This is a genomic window from Bifidobacterium sp. LH_416 (assembly GCF_056357055.1).
In genome coordinates, this window is the sequence record NZ_JBKEVJ010000001.1 from 334,701 (window position 1) to 359,665 (window position 24,965).

Below are 24,965 nucleotides of genomic sequence, written 5' to 3' on the forward strand. Positions count from 1 at the left end.
TAGCCCACAGCCGGAGCTGCGGAAAATCTTGGGATTATGCGGTTGCGTGGCGTCCACGTCTGCGAGGCGGTTTTGCCATGCCGTTCGAATTCGCACGCAGATACCATGCAGTACCGAGACCGAGCAACAGCAGACCGAACAGTACGAACCAAGCCGTGCCCTGGCCACCGGTTTCCGGCAGCGGTACAGAGTTCGTCACCGTGGCCACGTACTCCTTATTGCCTTCGCCTGTGGTGTTGTTCGGATCAGCGGCATACGCCACCGAGACTGAGTAGCCAGCATCGACAGGTGTCTTGCACCCTTCCTTGGCATCGGCTCCAGCAGAAGCAGTGCATTGGGTAACATCGCCCTTGCCGAGCATCATCCAAGTTTCGGAAACGGTGTACGTGTAGTAGTGCAGGTTGCCGGCATCGTCCTTGAAGGCCACCGGCAAGCCAGTGATCTTCTTACGCCACGTGCTGCTCCACAGAGCGCCATCGGAGGAATCCAGCACAACGGTCCAACCATTCTGCTGTTCCACAGCGTTGCAGTCACCGTCGAAGCACTGAATCGAGTCTGGAGTAACCTTCTCCCCCGCATCGTTGGTGTACGTCGCCGTAATCTTCAACGCGATGGAATCCGGTCGTGTCACGCGGCCGTAATCCTTCCACACCTTCTGCAATGTGAGGTCCACAGTCTGGCAGCCATCCTCACCACAGGGGTCCTGGCCATCATCTGGTTCGGGAGTGAATCCACCATTGTTGTCTTCAACTGCTGTATCCAGCATGAGCACAGCCTTCGCAGCGGAAGCGTACACGCCAAGGTCTTGCGCCTTGTTATCTACGCCCTGCTGAGACTGGCCAGTGTTCGAACCGCCAACATTGTTGGCAACAATTGCTCCCTCATAATCAGAGAACTGCTTGATGAACGGTTCAATAAGAGTTCCATCAGAATTCTTGCTGTACGCCAGATGCGCCACGTCATAGCGATTCAACGCCAATTGCAGCGCACCAGCCGTGTCGCTCACTGTTCCATCAGACTGAGTGGCGTTATCCATATGCGAGCCGTAGGTGAATTGCTTCTTATCCTTGGTCAGCGCATACGACCAGCTAGCCGGCACATTGCGGTAGATGTGGTAGGTATTACCGTTGCCTTCAAAGTCATATATTGATTTGAAATCATAATTGGATTCGAAGTTCGTTTTGCCAGAGAATGGACCGACCAATCCGGAAGTACCGCGAATAGTATCCGCATAAGTCATGTCGTTGTCGGTAAGCAAACCTTCGTCATTCACGGCAACGAATCCACCAGCGTATCCGGTGTTCAGATTTGCTGTACCATCTGAATCCTGCGTAGCTCCACCGCCAAATACGTCGTAACCATTAGCAATACCGCGCACAGAAGAGTTAGTAATCTTGGTGCGGTTCGCCTTAATGAGTTCAGCCTTCACGTTGTCGACGGAATCCGAATCAACGCCTTCCTTGGAGCAGCCGACACTGATCTTCGAGTCACCGATGAAGATATATGCGGTGTCCTGCGTATCAGTGCCGGTCTTATCGAGCGCAACACCGATCTTCAATCCGAGCAGATTCACATACAGCGCATTGCCATCAGTGAAGAGCTCCAAATCAATGTACTTGGTCAAAGATCCGAACAGTTGGTCTTTATAGTGGCTCAAATTGTTGCCAATATTTTCAATCTTCTGGACATACAGCAATTTGAGCAGTGGGTTCACAATCCACTGGAGCAGCAGGTTCACCAATTTTGAGTTCACGCCGGCATCCACTAGGTATGCCTTTGTGGTTTGGCCGACGAAGCCGCCTGCAAGCTCACCACTGGAAGCTTTCTTGAAGTTGGTCACCGAACTGCCGGAGATACGGGCAAGGTCAGCATATCCGGCAAAACCTGCCGCGATTTCCTCACCTTCACGGTGGTCGGCGTCGGTCAAAGACTCACCGCGGCCATACTCCTCGCCGTTATGCGTAGCCGTCACGGTGAAGCCTGCACTAATGCCAGTAACCGAGGAATCTTCAATATGGGAGCCCCAAATATCCAGCACACCAGCAGTCAATCCTGCAAGCGCAGAGTCCAGAACCGTGACCTTATCCGCGCTCACCGTACCGGACTTGCCCAGGTGGCCGATGAAACCACCGGTGTAGTTCACGCCGGTTACACTGTTCAGGTTCGTCACCGAAGATTTCTTGACGGAACCGTTAATCAGACCGCCGCCAAACCCACCGGCAGCACCAGTGAAGCGCGTGTTTTCAAGCAGACCATAGGTCTGAGCGGTGTTGGCCTTGACTTGAATACCGTCAGGCACACCGGCCACGCGGCCGTCATAAATAAACACGCGGAAGGCTTCCAGCACACCAACATTGCCGACCTTAAGGAGCTTTAGCACCAAGTTGGTGTCGTTCCCCGTACCGGCAGTGTTGCCACCAACCGATGCCACGCTGGACACGTCAGCCAAGCCGAAGAAGCCACCGGCATATTGGCCGCCTTCCACGGCTCGCAAATCAGACACGGTTACCGCAGCAGGATCCTTGGATACGTCCGCAGCGGTTCCAGTACCCTTGGCTGAATTCTTATCGCCGAGAATCGCGGCCTGCAATGAGCCAGCAAAACCACCAGCGTTAACGGCGTACTGCGTATCACCGTTCTCATCGGCGTAAGCGCCTTCAACGGTATAACCCCAGTCGCTGCTGTCCGCGCTCACATGTGCACCGCGGATGGTCACCACAGTGGCCTGCAACACGTTAATCAAACCGCCAGGGTTGGTGTCTTGAATAAGCTTGTCGATCACGCCCTGCAGGAATCCACTGGACGCATTGGTATTCACGTCAGCCACCGAGCCGGATGTGGCAACACCCACATAGCCGCCCACATTGTTACGGCCGGATACCTTACGCAGATTAATCACATTGGCACCGGCAGCTGCACTTGCTTCCGCACCATCAGCCAGAGTATTGCCGTCCGCATCACGGTCGCCCCAGATCTGAGCGCCAACCGCCAAGCCAACATAACCGCCAGCATTACCTGTGCCATGGGTGATATCCGTACCAGTGGCTTCAACCTTCATACCCTTGCGGTAACCATTCACGCTGGAAGACTTAACAACCGGCACAAAGACCTCAGCCACACCAAGCAGCTGGGCCACGCTCAAGTTCAAGCCCTTCTCCCCCAGCAACTGCACAGAACCGAACTGAGCCGCCGTGCCGGATTCCAAAGTGCCTGCATAGCCGCCAGCCGCACGCATGGCGGATACGGTTTTCGCATCCAGAGACTGGCCATCAGTGATGGTGCCCGTACGCATCAGACCAACATGGCCACCTGCCACACCGGAATCCAACAAATCAGCATCATTGGAGTATTCGCTGCGGCCAGCCACCACGTTGAAACCGTAGATGTATCCGTCAAGCTGATCAGTGGACGTAATCGTGCCAGAGTTCTTAATCAGCCCTGCAAATTCCTTACCATACGCACCATTGATGCCCACGGCTTTCACCCACGCCTGCCAAGTGGCAGAGTCGAGATTACGCAAGGGGCCGGTGACTTCCGAATGCTCTTCGGTGGGGTACGCCATCTTCAGGGCACCGAGCAGATTATTGACCTTAATCAAGCCGAACAACAGACTGAGATTACCAGTTTCAGCGGTATCAGCCGATTCCATAAATCCAGTGAAACCACCGGCAAGTTCTGCGCCGTACACTGAACGAATACGTGCGGCATACGCCTTGCGCTTGGGGCCAGTGTAGCCATTGTCGTCGTTCTCATTCTTCCAATTGGAGCTATTGTTGCCCCAAATATGGCCGCCTTCATTGTGCCCCACGTAACCGCCAGCCATACCACGGCGAATACCCGCTTCCGAAACGGCTTGCGCACGAATCGCAGCACCACATGGCACCGCGTCCGTGGAAGAGTTGCGAATCGTCGGCACAAAGTCCTGCAATACGGAGGCGAGCGCCTCATCAGTATTGACCAGTCCGGACAAAATTGAGGAATGGTCTCCCAGAATGTCTGCCGCATTGCCCGGTGCAATACCACCAGCATATCCACCTGCCGTAATTTGGCCGATGATATAAGCGAAGTTATGGGAACTGGAATCCTGAATATGGCCACCCATCACGCGGCCGGCAAAACCGCCAGCTTCACCAAGCGGATTATCCGCACTACCTGGAGTAGCGGTACCGCTGCCAACAACCGTGTTTTCTTCGCCCGTATCGCTGGCGATAACCGAATAGCCAGCTGCAGCACCAGTCACATCAGAATGTTCAATGGTAGATACCACTACCGAGAGCACACTAGCCACACCGTCGAGCGTCAGGTTCTGGCCGAGCAAGCTCAGGCCATTGCCCACGGAAGCAGCAGAACCGATGTCCATCTTGCCGATGTAGCCGCCTGCATAACGCTTACCGTTAACCGCATATGCACTCTTGGTCGTATCAAAGTATGAAGAGCCATCAGTGCCTTCAAGAGCTTTCGGCTCAGTGACCTTGGTGTAGCGCAATTGCGTCACATTGGAATGAGAAACCTGCACGCCAGAGCCATAGCCGATAAAGCCGCCAGCAGAACCCGACTGTGCATCAGTCTGGTCAAGACGGTCAGCGGAAACAACAAGGCCAGGATTCTTCGGATCGCTGATGGTATTGCCACTGGTGTCGGCAGCTACCGTTGACGCGTCGGTTTTCACCGAAGCATACGAGATGTATGGCACATAACCTTGCACCAAATCCACCAGATTGCTCAGTTGCACAGTGCCGAATTTGCCGAGCAGGCTGATGCCGCCCTTGCCAGCAGAGGCAAGTGCACCGGATACTACTTTGCCGCCGAAGCCGCCTGCATATGCGCCACCGGTAACATGGTCAAGATTGATGACCGCAGCGTAATCAGCCGCAGCAACGCGTGCCTGAATAGTCTGCATTGCAGTATCTTCCAGTTCTGTACTGGAGAATTGGTTGACTTTACCGCTCTGGAAGTTGCCTGCAAAACCACCTGCCATATCGGCTTCCACAAAGCCACCGTTCACATAAGACACTGTGGTGTCCTTGTAATCCGGAATCAGATACGGCACTGCACCAATCAAATCATCAATGGAGATGAGCGAGCCGGTGAGCGGATTATTCAGTACATCTGAATCATCGGAATCACTAACGGCTTCAGCCAAACCGCCGGTCGTCGAATAGCCGACGAAACCGCCAGCCATACCGTCCGACATGGTGCTGTCTGCACTAACAGATTTAAGGTTCGCTACATGGCTTTCGCGAGTTTTCGTACTGTTCGCCTGACCGTAGAAGCCTCCTGCTGCATAGCTGTTGGTTTCACCGCTGGTGTTGCTACCGGTTGCCTGAACGGTGAAGCCGTTTGCAACACCGGTCACATTGGATTGCGTCACTTCAACAGAGGAATATTCGGCAACTGAAAGTAGACCGGACAGTTTGACCAGGCCAAGCAGATTCAGACTGTTTGCGCCAACAGTGTCTCCAGGGCCAGAGAAACCGATAAAGCCGCCAGCTTCGCCTCGCGCTTCCACGCTGGCCAATGCGCCCAGATTCGTGTTGGTAATATCGCCACCGGTTGCGCAACCAATTGCACCGCCAGCCCGATATTTGCCGGCTTTCACCGACCATCCGTTTTGAATGCCTTGCACGGTCACGTTGTCAACCGTGAAGGTAGCGAACTGATCAAACTTCTGGAGCATCACCAAATCGCCAATTTTCACGACGCTGTTCAGCAAGCCGGCGACTGTAGTTGGCTGAAGATTTCCAGCAATACCGCCAGCATATGAACCATCAGCCTGAACCGAGCGCAAACCCTTAACAGTAGTCGAGCGCTGCTGTGGAACGGCACGTGAACTGTTGTATTTCCAGAAGGAGAGATTTTCGATACGTTCCGAAGACGAATCGGCAATAACGGTGCCCGAACCATCGCCTACAAGACCACCGGCATAATCGCCCTGAGCGGTGACGGCAATGTCGCCGTCCATCTGCGCGCCAAGAATAACGGACGGATTAACACCGGCAATGGTCAGCAGAGCACCAGCACCATCTGGATTAGTGCCCAACAATTTGGTCAGAATACTCGTGAGTTTCTTCACCAAAGAGGTATCAGAGAGCTTCTCATCCGAATCGGTGCCCGCTTCCAAACCCCAGCCGGCTGAAGCTCGACCAGTAAAACCGCCAGCATGAGACACCGTTGCAGTGATATTCGTAGATGCGCTTAAGGAATCATTAATCGCATATGCATTGGCCAGACGTCCGGCAAATCCACCTGCATAGTTTTCCGCGGTGATATCTACCTGACCACCGGTCACAGTAAGCGAGGATTCTTCAGTAAGGCTTTGCGGGCGCAACGCGGAAAGAATCGTAATGCCCAACGATCCAAGTAGACCACCAACTTCGCCATTGCGGCTCACACCGACGAATCCACCGGCATATTTCCCAGCTTTCACGGAGAACGCGTTCTCACTGGTTACCGAAGACTGTTCGATAATTGCGCCAATCTGTGCGCCAATAAAACCGCCCGCATAATCCGAATCAGTATTGCCGAGCACAGTGTTTTGCTTGAAGTTCGTCACATGCGAATCGGAAATCACCGGATTGTAATAACCGACCGGAACGAGCGCCTTCAGGCCCAGCGTGCTACCGAGCAGCCAGTCAACCAAATCACCCAAACCTAAGAATGGAATGTCGTTCAGAATATAGGTCAGAGCGTTGATGATCGTTCCCAAAGATTCCGATGCAATATCGTACTTGGTGGCACCCTCGGTATAGCCGGCAAAACCACCGGTCATACCTTTAACATTTGATACGGTTGCATTAACGACTTCGCAGCCGCTTACCTTAACGTCACCATAAATACGGCCAGCAAATGCACCGGTAGCGAAATTCGACGGGTTGTTCTTGTGTACCGTCAGCAATTCATCAAGGCCGAGGTGCAATGGTTCTAGCAAGGTACCAACGAGGAGCAATAGGGCTGATACTAACGTCTTCTTCACATGAGCATTCGTTGCCTTATTGCTCACGGTTACATCGTTGAGCTTCAGATTGGCAACCGTGACCGTGCCTACACTTTGCACACCACCTTTGTTGTTGCCTTCATTGGTGATGATTGATTGACTCGTAATAGAAGCGAAGAATCCAATACCCTGCTGCTTATCCACCTCAAGATCGCCTTCAGGCTGGTCCACTACAACATGAGAAATAACCGGCTTGGTGGGGTTGTTTTTTACACCGGGGGTGTCTGCATCAATCGCATCGAACAACGTGCCCGCTGCCGTGGCGTCGGCGGCTACCGCGCCAAGCATAGTGCCGGAGAACATCAGCGGCGACCAATCAGTGTTGGTTTGGTCTGCCGCATTCTGGGACAGATCAATATCGCGGAAAATAATGTAGTTGGCCGTGCTGGTATATGTCTGGCCGGTATTCGGGCCATACGTGCTGTCCGTCACGTCTAAACGATTGCCTTTTGCATCTTTGACGAAGTACTTGGTTCGCTTGGAGCCAAGGACGAGGCTGAGACCACCCTCATGGTCACTGAAATTCTCGTCGCGCAAAGTAGCGTTATCAGCTACATCAGCATCGCCGGCATAGGCTATCGACTCATCGCCGTCATCCTGCCATTCAAGCTTTGGTAGCAGTGTATTTCCTGTATTGACTACCTTCTGCTGAATCTGATATACAGTACCGCCAATGACCTTCTTGCCGGAGCCGATAGCGCGTAACTGCTGCTCATTGCCAATCAGGATGTAGGTCTTGCCATTGATTGTTTTCGTGACCTGCCCGGCGAAGTCGCGGCCGCCTAATGTATCAGCGGTTGCTCGCGTCTGCTTGCTCGCGTTGGTGGAATCGGCGGAATCATCATTGTTTGCATTATCAGACTGGGTGTTATCGGACTGAGCATTATCAGCTTGAGCATTATCCGCAGAACCAGTGGAGGATTCAGCATTGTTGGATGATTCGTCTGCCTGTGCCGTATCCATATTAGAATTTGCGGCATCAGATGATTGCGTATCAGCGGAATTATCGCTGGCATCCAGGATGGTTCTTGTTGTGAATGCGGAGTGCGCGTCAGAGGAGAACTGCTCGATCGCAGATGTTTGCGCAGTTGAAGTATCACTGCTGTTCCCTGATGTGCGTCGCAGTGTTTCCGTAGCAGATACAACGGTGGGATCCGTGACCACAGCACCGTTGGAGATTACGGTCACTCCTGAAGAAGAACCGGAAACCACAGTGCCAGTGGAGGTCTGACCATAAGCGGCCGGAATTGCGCAGGTGAGCGTCATTGCGGAAACCAATACACTGGCAATGACTCGAATGCCCTTTGGGGTACGCTTCGCACCTTCCGCCTTTGCGGAATTCGTGGACCTAGAAACAACCGGTCCTCTGCGCATCTTCTCACCTCTCCCTATGGTGGAGTGAACGATTCGTGGAATCGCATTGATTATTACCCCCCCCCCGACGGGATAATTAGGCAAAAAGCCGCAATCTGCCCTTTATTACCAACTGTTAACTGAACACAAATTCCAGATACGTATAATGTGGGAAATTAGGCATTATTTGACGTTTCAAGCATTAACGCTGTTAATTCAAACATTTTTGTTAACGCTCACAGCGTAAAAAGTGCACATAATGAAACAGTGCTCACAACGTAGACACGCCGGCATTTCGGGGGTAAGTTTTCCCCGTTTTCGCAATGTTTTCTACCCAAAATGAAACACGACTTGCATCTGTACGGACCATGGCGTATGAATATGCCTGTTAGTTTCAGGGAAGGTGAAATTCCTTACTGGCGGTAACTCTGCATCCGAGATTCATAACGGAAGCGCAGTCAAGCCCGCGACCCGCGAAAGCGGCTGATTCGGTGTGATTCCGAGGCCAACGGTATAGTCCGGATGGAAGAAACGAGGGCTCATATGAGCATTTCTTCGCGTATTCGCATGCAAGTTATTCGTTCTGTTGCACCCGAAGCAGAGGGCGCAGCTAGCTCAGCTGCCGGTGTTGCTACCGGTTCCGTTGCCGCTACACAGAACACCAAGCTCGGTTCGCACTCCACTGGCGTGGCCGATTCGGGCCGCTGGTCCACCCGCCGTATCGCCATGTATGCACTGTTCGTGGCATTGGCCATGGTCACCAGCTTCATCGAATTCCCTATCACCCCAGTGGCATGGCTGAAGTATGACCCGTCTGGCATTGTGTGCCTGATTGCAGGCTTCGCCTACGGTCCTTCCGCTGCGATCATCGTCTCCGTGCTGGGCTTCGTGCCTCACATGTTCGCTGACCCGTGGGGTTCGCTGATGGCGGTGCTCGTGGCACTGTGCCTGTCCGTGCCGGCTTCGCTCATCTACCGTAAGATTCGCTCCCGTAAGGGCGCTGCCTTGGGCATTCTGGTTGGTGCAGTTCTGGCTATTGTGGCCGCACTGCTCGGCAACCTGGTGATCACCCCGATTTACGCGCACATGTCATACGCTGCGGTTGCCGCGATGATTCTGCCGATTCTGTTGCCGTTCAACCTGGCCAAGATGGCGATTCATGCGGTGGTGACCTTCTTGATCTACAAGCCGATTTCTAACCTGCTCGCCAAGCAGCAGTGATTCGGCGGCGAGTAGGGTTCATCACTCGCCATTCAATGCTCAACGCTCATTATGTTTGCGGCTCAACCAAGCACCCGCGTACATAATGAGCGTTTTCCCACTTGAAACGTCATTATGTTTGCGGATCAACGTAGTAGCCGCGTACATAATGACGATTTAAGGCCTAAAACCATCATTATGTTTGCGCCAGCCTCGTTGAGCCGCAAACATAATGACAGAAATGCACCTGCACATCACCGATTCACACCAGAATGAACCTTATGCCAGTCGAAACACCACCCGCCCAGGTTGCAATTCCCGCCGCCGAACTGCATCACATCCGATTCAGCTACGATCACGGCGCAACATGGGCATTGGATGACGTGTCACTGACCGTGAAGGCCGGCGAACGGCTGTGCCTTGTGGGGCCGAACGGCTCTGGAAAATCCACATTGGCCCGCTTGATTGCCGGCTTGACCGCACCAGATGACGGTTCAGTAGTGTTGCTGGGCCACACCGTATATCAACCGGGAGCTGGCCCAGACCCTGACGCCTATCGTGAGGCCCGTCGCAGCATCGGCATCGTGTTCCAGAATCCCGAAGATCAGCTGGTTACCACGGTTGTGGAAGATGACGTTGCATTTGGGCCTGAGAATCTTGGCATCGCCCGCGAGCATATCGGCGAGCGCATCAACGATTCGCTGCAATCGGTAGGCTTAGCCGATCACCGTAGTTCCGACCCCACGCGCATGAGTGGCGGCCAACAGCAGCGCACGGCAATTGCCGGTATGTTGGCTATGAATCCTGCCATGCTGGTGCTCGATGAGCCTACTGCCATGCTTGATGAAACAGCTCGGACGGAAGTCATGGCAGTGCTTGACGAATTGCAGTCGCGCGGCACCACCATCGTGCATGTAACGCATCATCCGGATGAAGCCCTGCACGCCGACCGTGTGGCGCATATGGAAGCCGGGCATATTACCGAGATTGCCGCCAACACCACCGCCAACGGCAACTCCACCGTCAACGGCGAGGCATGCCCCATTCCCCTCACAAAACCAGATTCAACAACACAGCGCCACGTCACATTGCCGTTGCTGAGTGAATCCGGTAACAGCACAGACTCTCCTGCAATCCGCGTGGAGCATCTCAGCTACCGCTACGGTTCAGAACGCACAGTTATTCACGATCTTTCATTCCACATTGAGCAGGGCGAAACCGTAGCTCTTATGGGTGCCAACGGTTCAGGAAAATCCACGTTGGCAAGACTGCTGTGCGCATTAGGCAAACCCACCTCAGGAACCATCGAGGTAGCCGAGGTTCCGGTTGCCAGCACCAGAACGCGTACCGGCAAGGCGGGCAAGCCGGGGAAGCCGCAGTTCGCCAACCGCAAGCAACTGACCCAATTGCGCAGCCGCGTGGGATACGTCATGCAGCATCCTGAACATCAGCTGTTTGCAGATACCGTTGCCGAAGATGTGGCATATGGCCCCCGCAATCAAGGATTATCGGAAGACGCTGTGCAAGCTCGCGTCACCAACGCGCTGGATGCCTTGCATATTGCACATCTCGCCAACCGTTCGCCTTTTGATCTGTCCGGAGGTCAACAGCGCCTGGTTGCCATCGCCGGTGTAATCGCCTGCAATCCGCAGGTTTTGATTATGGATGAGCCTACAGCCAGTTTGGATAGCCATGCTAAAGCCCGCATTCACGAACTGATTCGCACGCTGCATGCCCAAGGTGTGACCATACTAATGATCACGCATGATCGAGCTGAAGCGTTCGCGCTTGCCGATCGTGTGGCGCTTATGCCGGATGAGCATTCGGCGTTGCAGGAGGCTAGCGAATCTTCTGCAACGCCTGCTGAACAGGAATCTCAGGCATCCCAGGCAATACCAACCTCACCCCGCAACCAGTCGGCAATCCATCGACTAGACCCACGCGCCAAAATGGTGGGCTTTTTAGCGGCAATGTTCACCATGTTCGCCGTGAACACTCCGATGCAGCTCGCACTTGGAGTGGTATTCACATTCGGCATTATCGCGGCGGCACGTATTAATCCATTGCGATTGTTCGCCGTTATTCACCCAATCCTGGCTCTGCTGGTGCTGATGAGTCTTGCCAATATTGTTGTGGTACGCACTGGCAGCACGCTGGCTCAGCTCGGCCCGCTGTCCATCACCTCAGATGGTGTGATGATTGCTGTACTGTATGCCTGCCGATTTGCATTGGTTATTATTTTGGGCGCAGTATTCCTGCAAACCACTACGCCTACCGCCATGACTGATGCGTTTGAATCATTACTGCATCCACTTTCGCATGTTGGTTTGCACACGCAAGAGATCGCGCTTGTGATGAGCTTGGCACTGCGCTTTATTCCAACGCTGACCGGTGAAACCAAGTCGATTATTGATGCGCAGGCAGCCCGCGGCGGCTCGGTGGAAACTGGTTCGCTAAGACAACGAATCAAGGCAATGAGTGCGATTATTGTGCCGGTATTCGCTGGAACGTTGCGCCATGCCGACAATCTGAGTCTGGCATTGGATGCTCGTTGCTATGAAGAAGGCATTCACCGCACACATTGGAGGGTCTTCTCCCCCGGCTGGCGCGATGCAGTATTTATAGCAGTGATTATTGCCTATATTGCAACGATTATTGTGCTGTAAATCATCACTGCCACCGCTGCAATCGATGGTATAGAAGACGTTTCACAATAAGTTCCACACTGCGATGATCACATGACCGGTCTGACCGCTATGCTGTTGTGGTTACTCGAATGTAAGGAATTCTCATGGCATTGACCAAAAAGCAAATCAAGCAGCTGCGCGCGATGGCCAACTCGTTGAAGCCCCTGTTCTATGTCGGCAAGAACGATTTGACCGAAGCAGCTATTAAGCAGGCTGATGAAACCATCGAAAAGCACGAGCTCATCAAATGCGCCGTTCAGGATGGTTCCGGCTTGACCGCCAAGGAAGCTGCCGCTGAACTGGCCGAGCAGCTTGACGCCGAAGTGGTGCAGTCCATCGGCAATCGTTTCGTGATCTATCGCGCTTCTCATCGCGACGATGTGGAGCACATTAAGCTCGTGCGCGAATAATTGTTCACTATCGCAGCGATTACGCGGCTGACACACGCCTCCTCAATAGGGAGTGCAAGTGCCAGCCGCTTTCTTTTTTCCGGGTCGTTGTTTCAGTTTTAGGCAAAACGTGAGAAGATGTATGTCAATGACGTGATACACGCCATCCAACATGAGAAGGGATTCAATGATGAGCGACACTCAGCAGCCTTATACTCCGATCAATCCTGAGCCTTCCACTCCAGCGGCTCCAACCTATTCCGCAACGCCCGACACCCCTGTGGTACCACCGGCCCCAGCTGCCCCTACTGAGCCTGCCGCTGCTGCAACGCCGAGCGAGCCAGCAGCACCTGCTGCCAACCCGTATGAGCAGAACACCAACCCGTACGCGCAGCCGAATGCGTATGCTCAGCCGCAGCAACAGTACACGCAGCCGCAATATGCTCAACCGCAGTATGCACAGCCACAGCCCGCTGCCGGACAGCCCAACGCATATGGCCAGCAGCCATACACCGGTCAGCAAACCTACGGTCAACAGCCTTACGGCCAGCAGCAGTACGCTCAACCCGGCAACCCGTACACGCAACCTCAGTATGGTGCACCGCAGTATGGTGCCGGCTACTCCAATAAGTCCAAGATGGCTGCCGGCTTGCTCGGCATTTTCTTGGGTGCTTTTGGTGTACACAACTTCTACCTGGGCAATACGGGCAAGGCCGTAGCACAGCTGCTGCTCACCTTGGTCGGTTGGATTCTCCTCGGCTTGGGCCCGCTGGCAGCAGCCATCTGGGGCCTGGTGGAAGGCATCCTCATTCTGACCAGCCGTTACGGCTCCCCGTGGCACAAGGACGCTGACGGTCTGGAACTCACTGATTGATGAACTGACCGCCGCTTTTCGCGACACGCCGGCCATGCATTCGATACCGAGTGCATGGCCGTTTTTGTTGTGCACTTTCCTCATAAATCTAACATTAGAAATGTTCGCTTTTGCATAAAGTAAACACGGAATTGCACAGAGGTACATTACCTACCAAAACAGTTACCAGCACGTGAATTACTTATTAAACGGCTCAATTACGCCATTTTTGATGCTAGGCTAAGGAAGCAGCACAAACCAATGTGCACTTCCTTTCTCACAAGAGCAAGGATAATTGATGTGCGTTTTACTACGTAATCAAACATTATGCGCTACCTTGTAACAGCAGCGTCATCAAGCGAAAGGACCATCATGGCAGAGGAAAAAGTCATTGTTGTAGACCCAGATATGTTCGGCAAGGATGCTGCCTCCAAGACGGCTAAGGCCAACGAAGTGGCCAAAAGCTTCGGCATTAGCGATCAGGCGCTCAGCGAAGTCGAGTACTTCAAGCAGCAGCTGACCAATCACAATGCCTGGGATCTGCCATTCATGGGTTACGTGAATGAAGATGGCTACGGCTACGCCTACGTTCCTGATGCCGCTATCACCATGAACCCCTACTGGGATGCACACAAGGCTTTCCTCGCACTGCCCGAAGATGTGCAGATTGCATTCGCGATTCGTATGCTGTTCACCCACCGCCCTGTGGATCGCTATGGTGCTGCCATGTTCCTGCACTACCAGCATGGATTCAAGGTTGATTTTGAAGGCACCGGTGCCAACAAGTACTGACCGTCAGCTGACAGTCAGCTGATTCCTTCTCCGTTCAAGGAGAAAAATGCGATGAGGGCGTGGACAACGAAGTCCACGCCCTCATCGCATTATCGCCATTCAGAAGCATCTATCTCCGCACCAGATTAATCAGCTCTTGCTGGCGTGCGTATCGCGACACATTGGTTTGCGCGATACGGATAATCTAATCACCGGTTTTCTCCAGGTGAATACCGCCCGCAACATGTGGAGTAATCAAGCAGCGCGGCTCATTCCATAGCGAGCTTGACTCTGGCAATGGTTCCGGCTCGGTAACATCCAATCCCGCACCATGGATTCGGCCTTCATGCAAGGCTTCAGCCAGCGCCTGCGAATCGATAGCATCGCCTCGACCGGCATTGATGACGATGGCGGTTTCCTTGAGTCGGGCCAGTCGATTGGCGTCGAGCAGATGATGTGTTTGCGGTGAGCGCGGCACAGCAAGCGCCACCACATCCGCCAGTGGCAGCAATGCGTCCAGACGCTCGAATCCGTACATTTTCTCGATGCCTTCAGCCGGCACTTCAGCATGCCTACGCACGCCAAACGTGCGCATACCTACACTGTGTGCCAATCGCGCGAAGTGCGAGCCAATATCCCCAGCGCCAATGACCAGTGCAATACCGCCTTCTGGGCTCAATACCGGGCCACGATCCTGCCAACGATGCTCGGTTTGACTGACCGCGTACTGGTTGATGTTCTTCATCAGCGCCCACATCATGGCGAACATATGCTCGGAGACGCTCTGTCCGTAAGCACCGCTGGCGTTGGTAATCATCGTGCCACGCGGCAATACACCTTCACGCAGGTACGAATCAACACCGGCACTGAAGGTTTGCAACCATTCGAGTTTGGGGAATCGCGCGGATTCACTCGGAAGGAAGTTGCCGATGACTGCTGTGGCTTGAGCGGCAAGTTCATCAGGAATGGATACCGGCCACACCATATCCGTTCGGTGTGCATAATCGCCTACAAACTCCTGCGGTACGCCTCGCGCGGCTTTGATGAAACCTTGACGCTCTGATTCGGTGAGCGGCAGGCAGTTGACAATCAGCTTATGCGTATTCTCGATTCCCATGGCTCACCAACCTAGGCCGCGGTGCGGATAATTTAACGCTTACTGCGAATGCGGAATGCGGTGGCCAGGCAGCACCATCCGAAGATGCAAATCACTGTCATCGTGGCGAATGTCCAGGCGCCGCCGACAGCCGTGGCGTGAGCAAATTCAGGAGTGCCTTCCTGGCCAGAGCCAGCCTGGGCTACGGCAAGAATCGTGGAGAACAACGCCGTACCAGCGGCACCACCGAACTGGAGGCAGGTGTTGAAAATGGCATTACCATCCGGGCGGAACTCATGCGGCACACCAGACAAACCGCTGGTCATAATGTTTGCGGCACCCACGGCGTAGAAGAAGCCGAAGATGAAGTAGAAGCCGCACAGGAGACCTGCAGTCAAATGCATCGAGAAAATCAGCATCAGCACTGGGCCAAGAATCGCAATGCCAATCGGAATCAGAATCGGCTTGACTGCACCGAAGCGGTCGTACAGCCAACCGCCAATCGGAGCACACACCGCACCAATCAACGCACCCGGCAGCACCAGCGAACCAGCCACGAACGCGCTCACGCCAAGGGAAAGCTGGGAAACGTTCGTAATCACATAGCCATAGCCAATAGCCACCAGCGGCAGTACCAAGTAGGCAATCACATGCAGCAGCACTACGGGGTCACGCAGAATACCCAGACGCAGCAGCGGTGAGAATGCTTTCTTGGAGCTCATCGCAAACAGCAGCAGGGAAGCCAAGCCAACAATCAGACTGATTACGGCAATCACACCGGACTTGGTAGCCGGCTGGCCGGAAACCGCAGCACTGATAGCCACGCCGCCCTGGTTCAAAGCGAGTACCAGACCGACCAACGCAAGAATGATGGATCCGAGCTGAATCGGGTCGAGGAATGCAGCCTCAGTGGGGCTTTTCTGCTCAATGCACTTGCATCCGATGAACGCGGAAATCAGCACGAGCGGAACCACGATAACGAAAATCGCACGCCACGGCAGCACTGTGGTCACTGCACCGCCAACGGTCGGGCCAATGGCCGGTGCCACGGTAATAACCAACGAGCCGACGCCCATCAGACGGCCGATTTTCGAACGAGGAGATTGTTCAAGAATGATGTTGATCATCAACGGTGTGGCAACGCCCGAGCCAATGCCCTGAATAATACGAGCCACAATCAGCAGCGGGAAGGCAGTGGCGAAAATCATAATGAGTGAACCCACGATGGCCAATACCACAGCCGCAAGGAAAATGGCCTTGAGCGGGAATCGACGCTTCAGGAAGGAACTGATTGGCATGGTTGCCGCCACGGAGAGCAGATAGATTGTGGTAATCCACTGCACGGTAGCGGTATCCACGTGGAATTCACGCATCAGCGAGGGGAATAGCACAGTCATCACGGTTTCCGTTAGGATTCCGATGAATGCCAATGAGCCCACGGCAACAATTGCGCCAATGAGTTTCAGCGGAATCTTTTCCGCATCAGCTGCATGCTGCTGCTCAATTTCGGGCATAGGAAAACTCCTCTACGTCTTCGGTTGCACAAAAATGGAAGTCAGGTTTACCAACCGGCGTATGTGTCTCTGCGCGTCATCTGATAGGACCGAGAACAGGTTCCGATGGGCGCGCCCCGTTTATAGCCATTTTGCATTGTAAAGCCGCAGGCGGACTCACACTGTAGTCGGCGTGGTCTGGCTATACAGTGCGAGTATAGGGTCTACGGAACAGTCTGATTATTGGAGAGCCGTGGATTCGCGCGTGATCAAATCGCCTTCAAACCGTTGATATGCCTGCCACGCGGCACTGTGTTCACGGCCCAACGACACGTCTTCCAGCATGGGAGCAAGCATGGCGAAAGCTGCAGCACCCACTCCTTGGAAATCCTGGTGAAGGGTGGTAATTGAAGGATTCCAAATACGAGCCACTGGGTGATCATCGAATCCTGCAACAATCACATCATCCGGCACACGCAATCCTTCATCGCCAAGACCACGAATCACTCCCATTGCCGTTTCATCATTGCCGGCAAAAATAGCCTTGACTTCACCATGGTTGCGCCCGAGCATGCGGCCAGTTTCGCGAGCGGAATCCACATCCCACCCGGCTTCCACCGCTGGAGGAATCGGTACACCCGCCTCCTGGCAGGCTTGCAGCCATCCCTCATAGCGTCCTTCGGCACCGCCGCCACCCGGAATGCCGACATAATGTACCGGGCACGAAGTCAATCCCCGCTCGGCGAGACGTTGCAATAGATGCTGCGTGACACGGTAACCGCCTTCGCGCTCCCCCATGGATATTTGCGCGACTTCAGTATTGCGATCTCCGGCCACACTCACCACTGGCAGGGTGTGCGGAATCATTGATAACGCTTGGGTAGCTGCCTCATCGAAATTCAGTAGCACTACACCGGCAGGATTATGGTCAAGCGCTGACTGCACACTGTCGCGGATTTGCGCGCTCGTACTTCCCGGTTCGGCAATAAGAGCAATGGATAGTGCAAATCCTGCTGCGCGGGCTGCGGTTTCCACGCCTTGGATAACTTGCGTCTGGCCGTATCGCGTGGTGTTCGAGGAGAGTACGAGACATTGACTGGATTGTTCGCGTACCAGTGCGCGCGCAATCGCGTTGGGGCGATATCCGAGTTTGCTGATTGCCTGTGCGATGGACTGCCGCTTCGCTTCGCTCACGCGTTCCGGCATGTTGAGATAGCGGGAAACGGTAGGCACGGAAACACCTGCAAGCGCAGCCACGTCTTTGATGGATGGCGCTTTTGGCTTACCGCTTGGTGTTTTTGCCATTATTCCTCTTCCCTACTGCGATAACGTTTTCTGTAAACAGTGGTGCCATTGTACGGCATGGAGTGCTGCCTCATATTGCGCGCGTTGGGAAAAGGAAAGTTGCCGAAAAACGACTATGGCACTGCCATCCACAGGAACCATGGACGGGACTGGCCCCAACGTGTATGCGTATGGTCGATAATCACACCCCACACTGGAGCGTCGAATGCGTCGAAGAATCGTGCGACCAGCAGAATCGTACCGGCCACGGCCATGGAGAGACCGTACACTTCGGTGAAGTAATACAGTGCGTAGGTGCTGATGATGCAGTACAGCAGGTTGCTGGAAAGATCGGTGAACGAGTAAGTTACTTTGCGATGTAATGGCATCTGATGTGGGTTGCGCGGGTCGGCTGCGAGCGATGATTGGCTCATGATTATTCCTTGATGATGTGGTGATGATGTTGAAGGCGGTTTCCTCAGCAGTCATGCCGGACTGCGGATATGCCCAGCTGGCAGCCTGTTCAGGCAGCATCAGCATAGGAGCTGCAGCGGCAATAGCCGGATACAGTTTCCAATCCTGCTGATCGGAGGTGGACTGCACTTGGAAGCGACTGAGCAAAGATTTAAATCGTTTTCATAATGGCAGATATGCAATCAAATGCATTGCAAGCATTCGCATTCCGTTCTTAGACCTTCATGACGGCTCAGTGCAGTCGCATTATCAATAAATGGCCGACTGACTTCGCTGAAGACCTTAGACGAAGTCAGGCTGCCACTTCATGTTCCAATGGCATCACTGCGCAACAATCAGCGAAGGCTTAATGCTATCTGCTGGCCTTCTGGCTTCACTGGGCGTTCCAAGCGAAGCCAGAAGGCCAGCAGATAGCACTGCGACCACTCGCATCGGTCGTTAGCGAAGGCATACACACATCAACTGGGATTCCGCCATCACCAGTATCCGGAAAATATGCCTCGCTGCCCCACCGACGGCCAATCCACGCTTCACTACCCGCCGATGAATCATCTCAGTGAAGGCATCATGCCAGCCCATACCTCGGAGACTTCTCCACAGTGAAGCGACCAGGCCACTCCATGGCGGCAAACCACTGCGCTGCGGTCAGACACTGTTTTTACCGCAGTCGCACGGCCACGACATGGTGTCCGCGGATGTGTGGCTGCGGTGATTCCACGCGTCAGTTCATCGGTGGCCGATATCTGTGGCGGACCGTGGCAAGGCCACAAAAAACGTGTGGGGCGTGGTCCGGAAAGTATCCGAGCCACGCCCCACACGTCGATGAAAGGAAGAAAGGAAAAGAAGAAAGAGATTTAGTCAGCTTTGCTGCTAGCTCGTCCAGCAACTAAAGACGGACTCCGTCCGCTGTCTGCTGGCCTGACTCTCGTCAGGCACCTCGCCTACGGACAGCCCACAGGGCTGTCCGTTTCACGGCTCGGCCTCAACGATGAGAGCTAGCAGACAGAACTATTTTTTATCCCCGACTGCCATCACGGCGCGCTGTAGCACCACGAAGACGAGGATCATGAGGCCGATCACGATGGTGGTCCATTCGGCCGGCACGCCAAGATCGGTGGTGAGCGGGTCGAGGATGGAGCGAACCAGTGCGCCGAGCACGGAGCCGAGCACGTAGCCGAAGCCACCGGTGATGATCGTACCGCCGATAACCACGGAGGCCACAGCGTCGAGCTCCCAGCCCACACCAACGGTGTTCTTTGCGGAACCGATGTTGGCGGTGTAGACAATGGAGGCCAGAGCAGCCAGAGTAGCGGAGGTCAGGTAGATGATGTACTGAGTGCGCTTGACCGGCAGACCCATGAGCTCAGCGGAGGAGCGGGAGCCACCGATGGCGTAGATGGTACGACCAGTGCGGGTGTGGTGCAGCAGGATGTAGCCGAACACCACTACCAGCAGAGCGATGATCACACCAACATTGATGGTCAAATCGTGGGAGATCTTCGGCTGGTCGATGATCTTGATCTCGTTGGAGATGACATTGAAGTTGTTGCCATCAGGGAAGGTCAGCGAATCGGTGGAGATGATGGAAGCCAGACCACGGGCCAGGAACATCGTAGACAGGGTTGCGATGAACGGCTGCATGTTGAATTCCTCAATCAGCGTGCCGGCGAGGAGGCCGAACACTGCACCGATGAGCAGCATGATGATCATGACCAGGATGGAGGGGACTCCGGCGTTGGCGAGCTTCAGACCAATCACAGCGGTGATGGCCACGATAGCGCCGACGGACAGATCGATACCACCGGTCAAGATCGGCAGTGTCATGGCCACTGCCAGGATGATCAGGTAGGCGTGATCGATGAACAGGGAGGAGACGAAGCCGAGTCGGATGTACGTGCCGAACATCGCCTGTCCCAGGATGATCATGAGGATGAAGATCACCACGGCCGCGAGGGTCGGAATCATCTGGCGATCGATCTTGAAGCCCTTCTTAGGAGCCTTCACCTTGTTTGCCGTAGCTGTTGTCATGCTGCCACCGCCTTAGCTTGAGCCTTGAGCGCACGCTTACGCTTCATTTCAGCGCCCAAGTTATGAATCTTCGGAGCCTGCATCACGCAGATCACGATCACCACGATGGCGAAGAAGGCCGGGGTTGCTTCGGCGTTGATGCCCAAGGTGATGATGGTCTTGCGGATCATGGCGATAATCACAGCGCCGACAGCGGAGCCGGCGAGAGAGAACTTGCCGCCGAGCAGCGAAGTTCCACCGATAACGACTGCCAGGATGGCGTACATTTCAAGATCCTGACCGGTCTTGACCACGTCGACACGCATCACGGATGCGGTGGCGAACAGACCAGCGATAGCCGCGAGGAAACCGGAGATGGCGTACACGAGGAAGAGGATCTTCTTCGGCTTGATACCGGTCATGCGGGAGGCTTCCTGGTTGATACCAACAGCCTCAATCATCATGCCCATGGCGGTCTTGCGGCAGAGCAAGCCGACGAGAATCACGATGACCAGAGCGATGACGAAGTTGGCTGGGATGCCCAGAATGAAGCCGTTGGCGAGCCACTTAAGCGGTTCGTTGCCAGCCACTGCGGAGGCGTCCGTGTTCTGACCGGAGGTGATCACCTTAGCCATACCACGGCCGGCGAGCATCATGATCAGGGTGGTGATGAACGGCTGGAGGCCGAGCAGGGAGACCAAAGCACCGTTGATGCAGCCGATAGCGAGGCCGACTGCCAGAGCGATGAGGATGGAAACCCACACGTTGGTGCCGTTGGACAGGGTCTGCATGGCGGCTGCGCCAGCCACTGCCATCACGGAACCGACCGAAAGGTCGATGCCTGCGGTGGAGATGACCAAGGTCATACCGGTGGCGATCATCAGGTAGCGGGCGGATTCCTGCAGCATGGTGATCAGCGGGCCGGCCAGACCGCCGGTGTTGTCGTTCCAGCTCAAAGCGAGGAAGTCATGCTGGAAGATGGTGCAGACGATGACCAGGAGGATGAATGCAAGAACCGACCAGGTCAGGTTGTTGCTCAGGAGCTTCTTAACGAGAGCATTGCCCTCTTCTTTTGCCTTTTCAGCCATCTCATGCCTCCTTTCCGGTGTTCACGTTGGTGTTAGCGATGGTTTCGACGATGGTCGCCTGGGAGACGGTGTCGTCGTTTTCGATTTCTGCGATCTTATGGCGATCCTTGAGGACCTCGATGTCGTCGGACAGGCGGACCACCTCTTCCAGCTCGGAGGAGATGAAGACCACGCCCATGCCCTTGGCTGCCAGGTCGAGCACGACCTGCTGGATTTCAGCCTTAGCGCCGATATCGATGCCTCGGGTCGGTTCGTCGAGGATCAGGAGCTCCGGGTGCGTTGCCAGCCAGCGGCCGATCAGCACCTTCTGCTGGTTACCACCGGAGAGGTTCTTGATTGGACGGTCCGGATCGTTCGGACGAACGTTGAGTTCCTTCATGTACTTCTCAACGATGGCGTCCGCTTCCTTCTTCGGAATCGGCTTGAACATGCCTCGAGTTGCCTGCAGGGCGATGAGGATGTTCTGGCGAACGGTCAGGTCACCGATGATGCCTTCATCACGACGGTTTTCAGTGGAGTAGGCGATCTTGTTCTTCAGAGCGGTGTACGGGTCGGAGATGTTGACCTGCTTGCCGTTGAGTTCGTAGGTACCCGAATCCGGCTTGTCAGCACCGTAGAGCAGTCGACCGAGTTCGGTACGACCGGAGCCCAGCAGGCCTGCGAAGCCAACGACTTCGCCAGCGTAGATGTCGAGATCAACCGGGTTGATGGTACCCTTCTTGCCCAGGCCCTTGACGTCCACGATCGGCTTTTCACCGGACTTGATTTCACGGCGAGCCTTCTTGGCACCGATCTGGGAAAGTTCGGCGGCGGACTTACCAATCATCATGCCGATGAGCTCGTCACGCGGGGTGTCCTTGGTCATGACCTCCTTGATGAACTTACCGTTGCGCAGAATGGTCAGACGGTCAGTGATCTCGTAGATCTGATCAAGGAAGTGGGAGACGAAGAGGATGGCCACACCGGAGTCACGAACCTTGCGCATGATCTTGAACAGATCCTGCACCTCGTTGGCATCCAGGGAGGAGGTAGGCTCATCGAGGATGAGCACCTTGGCGTTGATCACCATGGCGCGGGCAATAGCCACAAGCTGCTGCATGGCGATGGAGATGGAGCTCAGCGGGGTGTGCGGGTCGATGGCTTCCAGGCCCATCTGAGCCAGGTAAGTCTTGGCGGCCTCATGGGTCTTCTTCCAGTCGATGCCGAACGGGCCGCGCTTTTCGTGACCCAGCATCACGTTCTCACCAACGGAGAGGTTGGTGCACAGGTTCACTTCCTGGTACACGGTGGCAATGCCTGCGTTCTGTGCATCCAGAGTGCCATTGAACTGCTGCGGCTTGCCATCCACCAGAATGGTGCCGGCGTTAATCTTGTACACACCGGTCAGAGCCTTAATCATGGTGGACTTACCAGCGCCGTTCTCACCCATGAGGGCGTGGACTTCGCCCGGGTAGAGAGTCAGATCGACACCGTCCAAAGCCTTGACGCCCGGGAATTCAATCGTGATGCCCTTCATCACGACGATAGGGGTTTTATCTGTCATGTCTTTGCCTTATCGAGAAGGGGATTGTTATCGTTTTGTGATATTTGAGCCAAACATGAGTGATGGTGTGGAGGAACGATTCCTCTCACACCATCACTGCTTGTTTGTTCAGTTATCAGTTGTGCTGTTGATTGCCTTCAGTGGCGAATCAGTAAGCGCGGGTGTTGTTGTCCAGAGCTTCCTTGGCGCTGGCGGCATCGAAGGTCTTGGACTCGATCTGGATGTCCTTCTCAACGGTCTTGCCGTCCAGGTAATCCTTGACAGCCTGAGCGGTTTCCTTACCGAAGATCGGGTTGTACTCGATCACAAAGGAGAGGTCGCCGTCAACCAGAGCCTGCAGAGCGTTCTTCGTACCATCGATGGTGATGATCTTAACCTTGCCCTTGAGGCCGGCAGCATCCACAGCCTGAGCGGCACCGAGGCCCATCTCATCGTTCTGAGCGAAGATGAACTGCGGGTTCTCGGACTTGTACTTGTCCAGCAGGCCTGCGGTCACGGTCTTGGCCTCATCAGTGGACCAGTTAGCGGACTGGGACTCGAGAACCTTGATGTTGGAAGCAACCTTGTCGGACCAGCCAGTACCACGATCCTTCACCACGGACAGGCCTGCAGGGCCTTCCAGGATGAAGCCGTTAGCGCCATCCGGGAAGCTCTTGTTCACGAACTCAGCAGCCTGCTGGCCAGCCCATTCGTTGGACGGTCCGATGTGGGAAACGATAGCCTTCTTGGCCTCAGCATCCTTGACCTCAACGTTACGATCCACGGTGAAGACCGGAATCTCAGCCTCAGCAGCCTTCTTCAGGGAGTCATCCCAACCGGAATCCTCAGTGGAAGACAGGATGATGGCGTCAACTTCATCGTTCACGAACTTGTTGAAAGCCTGAATCTGCTTCTGCTGATCGTTGTTCTGGGTCGGAGAGTACTGCAGTTCGAAACCAGCATCCTTGAAGGCGGCCTTGATGTCATCCTCGTTAGCAGTACGGAAGCCACCCTCAGGGCCGACGGCCACGAAGCCAACAACCTTCTTGCCGGAATCGCTGCTACCACCAGCATTGCTAGAACCGCAAGCTGCAACGCTTACCAGAGCGGCGGCGGAAGCAACCAGTGCAATAGCCTTCTTCCAATTCTTCATGAAAAACTCCTCCTCGAGCAGTATCTCTGGATGTTCATTCATCCACATTGATGACTTCATGTCATCGACAGTCTTAAGTATGGAACGAACAGTGCTGATGTTCAATCGTGAGCGGTAACAGTTTGATAACAGGTCTATAACGTTTTGATAACAGTGGATCAGAAATGGCGAAACATGGCGGAATCCCGCCTGTTATAGACCATAATGGTATTGGTTGCACAGCGGCAATGTCGCTTTCAACCAAGCGACAGAGCTGCCGCCACAAAGTACATAGAAAGGTGAACTATGGATACCGTTTTCCTTATCATCAAGCAGGTTGAGGGTGTGAAGCACCTCGCTGGCGTGGCCGCCAATATCGGCGAAGCCGCCAAGCTCTTGGCTAAGTGGGAGCCGGAATGCCCGGATAACTTCAACTTCCTGGGCACCAAGGAAGAGTATGGCGTCACCCGCCATCTGTTCAACATTCCGTTCAACATGGAATACCTCATTTATGAGGTGCCGATGAACTCCGAAGTTCCAGCCGATCTGTTCAAGAAGGAATACGGCGGCATCTGATCTTCGAGTGTTTTATCACCGTAGGTGATAAAACACTACCCCTCAG

General features: G+C 54.5%; 14 protein-coding genes, 1 pseudogene and 1 riboswitch. Of the genes and pseudogenes, 6 read left to right on the plus strand and 9 right to left on the minus strand.

Annotated features, from left to right (window positions below):
• Window positions 1-34: 34 nt before the first annotated feature.
• Window positions 35-8,368: an LPXTG cell wall anchor domain-containing protein gene (locus tag AC1AY0_RS01560; protein WP_476525605.1), complete on the minus strand. Its 8,334-nt coding sequence runs from the start codon at window positions 8,366-8,368 to the stop codon at window positions 35-37.
• A 365-nt stretch (window positions 8,369-8,733) separates the two neighbouring features.
• Window positions 8,734-8,885: riboswitch (FMN riboswitch) on the plus strand.
• A gap of 5 nt (window positions 8,886-8,890) precedes the next feature.
• Here AC1AY0_RS01560 and AC1AY0_RS01565 point away from each other — a divergent pair.
• The 5 genes from AC1AY0_RS01565 (at window position 8,891) to AC1AY0_RS01585 (ending at window position 14,268) form a co-directional block, all read left to right on the plus strand.
• The gene (locus tag AC1AY0_RS01565) at window positions 8,891-9,568 is read left to right on the plus strand and encodes an ECF transporter S component (RefSeq protein ID WP_476523390.1); all 678 of its coding nucleotides are present in this window, start codon (window positions 8,891-8,893) and stop codon (window positions 9,566-9,568) included.
• 260 nt (window positions 9,569-9,828) lie between these two features.
• Window positions 9,829-12,213, plus strand: a complete 2,385-nt coding sequence (locus tag AC1AY0_RS01570) for an energy-coupling factor transporter ATPase (protein ID WP_476523388.1) — start codon at window positions 9,829-9,831, stop codon at window positions 12,211-12,213.
• Between the two features lie 125 nt (window positions 12,214-12,338).
• Entirely contained in the window at window positions 12,339-12,644 is a 306-nt protein-coding gene (locus AC1AY0_RS01575) for a YhbY family RNA-binding protein (RefSeq protein WP_476523387.1), read from the plus strand.
• A 166-nt stretch (window positions 12,645-12,810) separates the two neighbouring features.
• Window positions 12,811-13,497 (plus strand): TM2 domain-containing protein, encoded by a 687-nt coding sequence (locus AC1AY0_RS01580; protein WP_476523386.1) that lies wholly within the window; start codon window positions 12,811-12,813, stop codon window positions 13,495-13,497.
• 351 nt (window positions 13,498-13,848) lie between these two features.
• Window positions 13,849-14,268 (plus strand): glycerophosphodiester phosphodiesterase, encoded by a 420-nt coding sequence (locus AC1AY0_RS01585; protein WP_476523385.1) that lies wholly within the window; start codon window positions 13,849-13,851, stop codon window positions 14,266-14,268.
• Window positions 14,269-14,377: 109 nt separating this feature from the next.
• On the opposite strand, the pseudogene AC1AY0_RS01590 reads toward AC1AY0_RS01585, so the two are convergent.
• From AC1AY0_RS01590 to fruE, 8 genes and pseudogenes are all read right to left on the minus strand, one after another.
• Window positions 14,378-15,364, minus strand: a pseudogene (locus AC1AY0_RS01590) (D-2-hydroxyacid dehydrogenase).
• 32 nt (window positions 15,365-15,396) lie between these two features.
• Window positions 15,397-16,857 (minus strand): MFS transporter, encoded by a 1,461-nt coding sequence (locus AC1AY0_RS01595; protein WP_476523381.1) that lies wholly within the window; start codon window positions 16,855-16,857, stop codon window positions 15,397-15,399.
• A 219-nt stretch (window positions 16,858-17,076) separates the two neighbouring features.
• A complete protein-coding gene (locus tag AC1AY0_RS01600) occupies window positions 17,077-18,141 on the minus strand; it encodes a LacI family DNA-binding transcriptional regulator (RefSeq protein WP_476525606.1) in 1,065 nt (354 codons plus the stop codon).
• A 113-nt stretch (window positions 18,142-18,254) separates the two neighbouring features.
• Complete coding sequence (locus AC1AY0_RS01605) at window positions 18,255-18,554, minus strand: MFS transporter (protein WP_476525607.1); 300 nt, start codon at window positions 18,552-18,554, stop codon at window positions 18,255-18,257.
• Between the two features lie 1,048 nt (window positions 18,555-19,602).
• Window positions 19,603-20,622, minus strand: coding sequence for a fructose ABC transporter permease FruG (gene fruG / locus AC1AY0_RS01610; RefSeq protein WP_476523378.1), 1,020 nt, complete (start codon window positions 20,620-20,622; stop codon window positions 19,603-19,605).
• Window positions 20,619-21,689: a fructose ABC transporter permease FruF gene (gene fruF / locus AC1AY0_RS01615; RefSeq protein WP_476523376.1), complete on the minus strand. Its 1,071-nt coding sequence runs from the start codon at window positions 21,687-21,689 to the stop codon at window positions 20,619-20,621. Before fruF ends, fruG begins: the two co-directional genes overlap by 4 nt.
• 1 nt (window position 21,690) lies before the next feature.
• Window positions 21,691-23,232 carry a fructose ABC transporter ATP-binding protein FruK gene (gene fruK, locus AC1AY0_RS01620; RefSeq protein WP_476523375.1) on the minus strand — a complete coding sequence of 514 codons (1,542 nt, stop codon included), beginning with the start codon at window positions 23,230-23,232 and terminating at the stop codon, window positions 21,691-21,693.
• 148 nt (window positions 23,233-23,380) lie between these two features.
• Window positions 23,381-24,364: a fructose ABC transporter ATP-binding protein FruE gene (gene fruE, locus AC1AY0_RS01625; protein ID WP_476523373.1), complete on the minus strand. Its 984-nt coding sequence runs from the start codon at window positions 24,362-24,364 to the stop codon at window positions 23,381-23,383.
• Between the two features lie 285 nt (window positions 24,365-24,649).
• Here fruE and AC1AY0_RS01630 point away from each other — a divergent pair, with 285 nt between their 5' ends.
• On the plus strand, window positions 24,650-24,919 hold the full coding sequence (locus tag AC1AY0_RS01630) for a hypothetical protein (protein WP_476523371.1): 270 nt from the start codon (window positions 24,650-24,652) through the stop codon (window positions 24,917-24,919).
• Window positions 24,920-24,965 lie beyond the last annotated feature (46 nt).